The sequence below is a fragment of the Dysosmobacter sp. HCP28S3_G4 genome, from assembly GCF_052065175.1.
Taxonomy (GTDB): Bacteria; Bacillota; Clostridia; order Oscillospirales; family Oscillospiraceae; genus Oscillibacter.
Genome location: NZ_JBQHUP010000078.1, coordinates 1 through 6,238 on the forward strand (window position 1 = coordinate 1; position 6,238 = coordinate 6,238).

The window sequence follows — 6,238 nt, forward strand, 5'->3', positions numbered from 1 at the left end:
CGGCACCAAACTTTCTGTATCCACGATTTCTACGATTCCACGATCCAGCTTCCCTCGTTCAAGCATCTTTCATCACCCATGCTTATTTTACCATATAAATGCGAAAAAGCCTAGCTATGCTCGACTTTTTCGACAGCCTGACCTGGCGTTGATCAACGCCAGGTTTCGCAACGTCTTAAACTTTCATTCTGCGCAGGAACTCTGGGACTTTGAACTCATTTCCTGTTGCACTTAGTTTGACAATTCATTGTATCAATAAAATCGAGTCAATGCTGAAACAGCCTAATTACCCATTTGTTCTGTGTGTGGGTACAAAAAACTCGTCAAACGTAAGAAATTAGAAGAATTCATTCGGCAGAACATGGTGATATAACTGCCGAAAGGGTGTTGAGAATGAGAGAGTTCTATGCTATAATACAAAGCCGTGTTGGACTTTCTTTCACCGTATAACGGAAGGAGTTCGGATAGACAATGGGCAAAAATTTGAAAGGCAGAGAATGCGGCAAAGGAATCTGTCAAAGAAAGGATGGTAAATACTCGGCTCGATACCGTTCTGGGACCAGGCGGTCTGAGAAGCATTTTGATACATTGCCGAAGGCCAAGAACTGGCTCGCGGATGCTCAGTACGAGGAAAGACACGACATTGTTCAGTTTAACTCCGATATGACAGTTGACATGTGGTTCAATTTTTGGATGGAGAATTTGATTTGCGATTTATCCCCAAACACCAAGCGGAATTATCGGGAGAGATATAAAATCAATATCCAGCCGATTCTGGGGCCCATGCGCATGGTTGATGTGGAGCCGATCACTGTAAGGCGGTATTGTACCGGATGGAAACTGAATACGCGGGTTCAACAATACGCCAGGCGTACATCGCTATGGGAACGATGTTCAAAGCGGCTGTGATGAATGGTATTATCGGTAAGCATCCTATGAACGGTGTGAGATATACCGAGTCAGTTCGCGCTGTCGATGATATCAAGTATCTGACCAAAGACGAGCAGGAGCAGTTCCTCGCTGCGGCCAAACGATCTCACAACTACAGGCAGTATGTCTTGCTGTTGGAGACAGGCTTGCGGACCGGCGAGCTGATCGGGTTGACATGGGATTCAATTGACTGGAAAAAGCGTACACTGATAGTCAATCAGACTCTGGAATTCCGGTACAAACAGAAATACTGGTGTGCCGGACCACCCAAGACGGAGTCGAGTTATCGCACAATTCCGCTGACTGACCGTGCTTTCCAGGTTCTGCAGGAATGCTATAATGAGAAAGACACAAGAAAGCAGTCTGAAACATTGTCGCAGGTCCTGGAGTATATGGACAGGCGGACAGGCCAGACGGGATGCTTGGTCATGCGTGATCTTGTTTTTGTCAATTGGAGAACTGGTGAACCTGTAAAGAACAGCTCCTATGACACACGCATCTTTACAAGCTGTGTGATGAGGCTGGAATTAAGCGATTCTGTATGCACGCATTACGCCATACATATGCCACAAGAGCAATTGAGAGCGGTATGCAGCCCAAGATATTGCAAAAATTACTCGGCCATGCGAGTATTAAGACAACCATGGATCGTTATGTCCACGTTACCGATGATTCTATGTCGAATGCAGTTCGACAGTTCGAATTCTCTCGTACCGAAAAGTGCGGATAGCGCAAAATTGGTGCGGAATTGGTGCGGAAGGGCAGGACGAAAACCCGGAAACCCTTGAAAATTAAGGAGATGTGAAAATATATGAAATTAGGTATCGTGGGCCTGCCCAACGTGGGCAAATCGACGCTGTTCAACGCCATCACCAACGCCGGCGCGGAGAGCGCCAACTATCCCTTCTGCACCATCGACCCGAATGTGGGCATGGTGGCCGTCCCCGACGAGCGGCTGGACAAGCTGGCGGAGATGTACCAGCCCGACAAGAAGACCCCGGCGGTCATCGAGTTCGTGGACATCGCCGGTCTCGTCAAGGGCGCCAGCCAGGGCGCGGGCCTGGGCAACAAGTTCCTGGCCAACATCCGGGAGACCGACGCCATCGTCCATGTGGTGCGCTGCTTCGACGATGAGAACATCATGCATGTGGTGGCCGACGCGGGCACCAACGTCCCTGTGGACCCCCTGGGGGACATCGAGACCATCGACCTGGAGCTGATCATGGCAGACCTGGAGATGGTGAATCGCCGCATCGATAAGGCGACGAAGGCCGCCAAGGGCGACAAGAAGTTCCTCCACGAGGTGGAGGTGTTCAAGGGCCTGGCGGAGCATCTCAACGCCGGAAAGTCCGCCCGCACCTACGACTGTGACCCGGAGGACATGGCCCTCATCGCCACCAGCGACCTGCTGAGCCTGAAGCCCATCATCTACGCCGCCAACACCGACGAGGACGGCTTCACCGACCTGGACGGCAACCAGTATTACCAGCAGGTGAAGGAGCTGGCGGAGAAGGAGGGCGCCCAGGTGCTGCCCATCTGCGCCAAGCTGGAGCAGGACATCGCCGAGCTGGAGGGCGAGGAGAAGCAGATGTTCCTGGAGGAACTGGGGGTGCAGGAGTCCGGCCTGGACCGGCTCATCAAGTGCTCCTACGCCCTGCTGGGCCTCATCTCCTTCCTGACCTACGGCAAGGACGAGTGCCGGGCCTGGACGATCAAGAAGGGCACCAAGGCCCCCCAGGCCGCCGGTAAGATCCACTCCGACATCGAGCGGGGCTTCATCCGGGCGGAGGTCATCGCCTACGACGACATGATGAAGTGCGGCAGCATCAACGCCGCCAAGGAAAAGGGCCTGCTCCGCAGCGAGGGCAAGGAGTACGTGGTCCAGGACGGCGACATGATCTACTTCCGGTTCAACGTCTGATGACGGACGCCCAGCGTTTGGCGGCCTATGACCGCCTGTACCGGGAGCTTCTGGCGGAGCGGGACGGCGTTGCCGCCAAAATGGAGGCCCTCCGGGCGGAGGGAAGGACCAAAACCGCCACCTACCGCCAGCTTCTGACGGACAAGCTGACCCTTCAGAACCTCATCGCCCGGTTCGCCGCCTACGGCATCCGGGAGGACGAATAGATAGACCAACAGTCCCGCCGCATTCCGCGGCGGGACTGCTTTATCTGCATGGATTAGCACTCTTAACTGAAGAGTGCCAACGTTTACAAAACGTTCACAGGAAAAACACACAATATCCGATTTTTCCGGATATGATAAGACCTGTAAAAAAGAACAGGGGATCGGAAAGAGAGCCTGTTCCATCCGGCGGCATCCTGCTGATCCATCGACTGCCGGATCAATTCCGGATCATGCGCCACATATTGAAGGAGGAATTGATCATGTTTGAACTGAGACCCTATCATAACAACCAGCTGTGGAACCCGTTCGCGGACATGGAGCGGATGATGAACAGCGACTTCTTCTCCAGCCGGGATCTGGCGGCTTTCAAGACCGACATCACCGACGAGGGGGACCACTACGAGCTGAAGGCGGATCTGCCCGGCTTCAAGAAGGAGGACATCCATCTGGATCTGGACGGCGACACCCTGCGCATCCAGGCGGAGCGCCACTCCGAGCATGAGGAGAAGGACAAGCAGGGCAAGTACGTCTGCTGCGAGCGCTCCTACGGCGCCTACAGCCGCACCTTCGACATGTCCGGCGTCAACACCGACGGTATCCAGGCGTACTACGACGGCGGTGTGCTGGACCTGAAGCTGCCCAAGAAAGGCATCGAAAAGCCCGCCGCGAAGCAGATCGAGATCAACTGAACAGCGCATAACGGGAAGGCCCGCCGCAGATCGCGGCGGGCCTTTCGCCGTCCGGTCTACTGCCGCCGGGCGGTGGCGTAGTCGTCGCCCCGGCGGTAGAAGGGGCACTCCCAGCTGCCGCCCCGGAGGAACCTCTCCATCTCATCCTCATCCAGGTCCATGGTGCAGTAAAAGCTGCCGTCCTCCTCGTCGCAGTCGTAGTGGACGCAGTCGTCGCAGATGAAGGCCATCGTCATCTCACCTCGGTCCCCATTATAGCCCGCCGCCGGGGGAAAAACAACCGCCGTTCCGGCCCGGGGCGTTCCGTCGCCGGGATTTACTGCTCCATGTCAGTGCGGTCTTTACTCGCGGGAGCGTTCATATTGTCCGGTGCAGTTTCCTTTTCCAAGATACCTTTCAGTTCTTCAAAATGCCTGTCCTGACTGATTTTAATGTAGATACCCATGATTACAACAGCAACAACAGAGCCTATTGGCCATGAAGTGCCGCTGGCAGTAGACAGATTCAGAAAGATTCCCAGAACAAGTGCCGCAATGATCCACTTCATTCGATATGCTCCTTTCAGGTTCCAGCCTGTCAGTTCCATTATATCACGCAGCCGGACGGCCTGCAAGAGAACAGGGAACTGCCTCAAGGCCCACGCCGGTTCCGGTATCTTCGCCCAATGCCGTCAAATTCCTTGACAAGTCTTCTTTCTGCCACTAAAATAGACCCAAATGTTTTTCCGGCCCGGCGCTCACCGGCCGGCGGATGGAGGTCCCCCTATGAAAAAGCCCTTTGTGACAAAAGACCAGCTGGAGGCCATCGCGGCCCGGTATCCCACTCCCTTCCACATCTACGACGAGAAGGGCATCCGGGCCAACGCCCGCCGCCTGAAGGCCGCCTTCGCCTGGAATCCCGGCTATCGGGAGTATTTCGCCGTAAAGGCCACCCCCACCCCCGCCATTCTCCAGATCCTGAAGGAGGAGGGCTGCGGCTGCGACTGCTCCTCCACCACGGAGCTGCTGATGTCGGAGCGGGTGGGCGTCACCGGGGAGAGCGTCATGTTCTCCTCCAATGAGACCCCGGCGGAGGAGTTCCGGCAGGCGGCGGACCTGGGGGCCATCATCAATCTGGACGACATCACCCTGATCCCGGAGCTGGAGGAGGCCCTGGGGGGCCGCGTCCCGGAGAAGATCTGCTGCCGGTACAATCCCGGCGGCACCTTCACCCTGGGGGAGTCCGCCGAGGGCTTCCAGGTGATGGACAACCCCGGCGACTCCAAGTACGGCATGACCCGGCCCCAGATCGCCGAGGCCTTCCGCATCCTGAAGGCCAAGGGGGCGAAGGAGTTCGGCATCCACGCCTTCCTGGCGTCCAACACCATGTCCAACGACTACTATCCCTCACTGGCCCGGATCCTGTTCCGTCTGGCGGCGGAGCTGAAGGAGGAGACGGGCTGCCATATCACCTTCATCAACCTGTCCGGCGGCGTGGGCGTGCCCTATCTGCCGGACCAGCCGGAGAACGACATCGCCGTTATCGGCCAGGGCGTCCGGCAGGCCTATGAGGAGATTCTCGTCCCCGCCGGAATGGGCGACGTGGCGCTGTACACGGAGCTGGGCCGGTACATGCTGGCCCCCTACGGCCATCTGGTGACCCGGGCGGGCCACGAGAAGCACATCTACAAGGAGTATATCGGCGTGGACGCCTGCGCCTGCAACCTGATGCGCCCCGCCATGTACGGCGCCTACCACCACATCACCGTCATGGGCAAGGAGGACGATCCCTGCGACCACAAGTACGACGTGGTGGGCTCCCTGTGCGAGAACAACGACAAGTTCGCCGTGGACCGGATGCTGCCGAAGATCGACATGGGGGACCTGCTGGTGATCCACGACACCGGCGCCCACGGCTTCTCCATGGGCTACAACTACAACGGCAAGCTGCGCTCCGCGGAGCTGCTGCTGCGGGAGGACGGCTCCGTGAAGCTGATCCGCCGGGCGGAGACGGTGGAGGACTACTTCGCCACCCTGGTGTGGGAATAACAGGAACGACAGCGCCCCCCGGCGTCCGGAAGGGGCGTTGTGCATAAGACAGATGACAGCCACAGCAGTTTGATCTGCTGTGGCTGTTCTTGCATTGCATCCTGTTGTGTGATAATATGGAGCCGAGCAGACCCGGAAATCGGAATCTATGGAAATATTGCGTGGAGGATATTGGAAAATGGGGAAAAAAGAAGAGAGATTTGAAGTTGTATTTACCGATGGGTCTCAGATGAAAGAGTCTGGCATGCGGCAAATTCTTGTGGACGGAGAAACAGGCGTCAATTACTTGGTTTGGAAATCGGGTTATGGCGGTGGTATTACCCCTCTTCTTGATTCTGAGGGAAACGTTGTAATTAATGACTACTGAATAATGGCCCATTTTTATTTAGGCGAGAGAAGTGCCGGCAAAAACGCAAGTAGTTGCAAAATGGCGCACTGAATCTTGCGGAGATTCAGCACCAGAAC

The 6,238-nt window shown here is 56.1% G+C and carries 9 protein-coding genes; 7 read left to right on the plus strand and 2 right to left on the minus strand.

Annotation, left to right across the window (positions count from 1 at the left end; genetic code table 11):
• Positions 1–693: 693 nt before the first annotated feature.
• The 5 genes from ACTNBU_RS12180 (at position 694) to ACTNBU_RS12200 (ending at position 3,746) form a co-directional block, all read left to right on the plus strand.
• The gene (locus ACTNBU_RS12180; RefSeq protein WP_441034333.1) at positions 694–909 is read left to right on the plus strand and encodes a hypothetical protein; all 216 of its coding nucleotides are present in this window, start codon (positions 694–696) and stop codon (positions 907–909) included.
• Complete coding sequence (locus tag ACTNBU_RS12185) at positions 834–1,718, plus strand: tyrosine-type recombinase/integrase (RefSeq protein ID WP_441034317.1); 885 nt, start codon at positions 834–836, stop codon at positions 1,716–1,718. The genes ACTNBU_RS12180 and ACTNBU_RS12185 overlap by 76 nt, the downstream gene beginning before the upstream one ends.
• Before the next feature lie 23 nt (positions 1,719–1,741).
• Positions 1,742–2,851, plus strand: coding sequence for a redox-regulated ATPase YchF (ychF, locus tag ACTNBU_RS12190; protein WP_441034319.1), 1,110 nt, complete (start codon positions 1,742–1,744; stop codon positions 2,849–2,851).
• Complete coding sequence (locus tag ACTNBU_RS12195) at positions 2,851–3,057, plus strand: hypothetical protein (protein ID WP_441034321.1); 207 nt, start codon at positions 2,851–2,853, stop codon at positions 3,055–3,057. Before ychF ends, ACTNBU_RS12195 begins: the two co-directional genes overlap by 1 nt.
• A gap of 260 nt (positions 3,058–3,317) precedes the next feature.
• Positions 3,318–3,746, plus strand: coding sequence for an Hsp20/alpha crystallin family protein (locus tag ACTNBU_RS12200; RefSeq protein ID WP_441034323.1), 429 nt, complete (start codon positions 3,318–3,320; stop codon positions 3,744–3,746).
• A 56-nt stretch (positions 3,747–3,802) separates the two neighbouring features.
• Here ACTNBU_RS12200 and ACTNBU_RS12205 read toward each other — a convergent pair whose 3' ends face one another.
• Both ACTNBU_RS12205 and ACTNBU_RS12210 read right to left on the minus strand, forming a co-directional pair.
• Entirely contained in the window at positions 3,803–3,976 is a 174-nt protein-coding gene (locus ACTNBU_RS12205) for a DUF6472 family protein (protein WP_441034325.1), read from the minus strand.
• Between the two features lie 86 nt (positions 3,977–4,062).
• The gene (locus ACTNBU_RS12210; RefSeq protein ID WP_441034327.1) at positions 4,063–4,293 is read right to left on the minus strand and encodes a hypothetical protein; all 231 of its coding nucleotides are present in this window, start codon (positions 4,291–4,293) and stop codon (positions 4,063–4,065) included.
• 217 nt (positions 4,294–4,510) lie between these two features.
• On the opposite strand from ACTNBU_RS12210, the gene ACTNBU_RS12215 reads away from it, so the two are divergent.
• Positions 4,511–5,773 carry a diaminopimelate decarboxylase gene (locus tag ACTNBU_RS12215; RefSeq protein ID WP_441034329.1) on the plus strand — a complete coding sequence of 421 codons (1,263 nt, stop codon included), beginning with the start codon at positions 4,511–4,513 and terminating at the stop codon, positions 5,771–5,773.
• A 148-nt stretch (positions 5,774–5,921) separates the two neighbouring features.
• Complete coding sequence (locus ACTNBU_RS12220) at positions 5,922–6,140, plus strand: DUF6440 family protein (protein ID WP_441034331.1); 219 nt, start codon at positions 5,922–5,924, stop codon at positions 6,138–6,140.
• Positions 6,141–6,238: the final 98 nt, after the last annotated feature.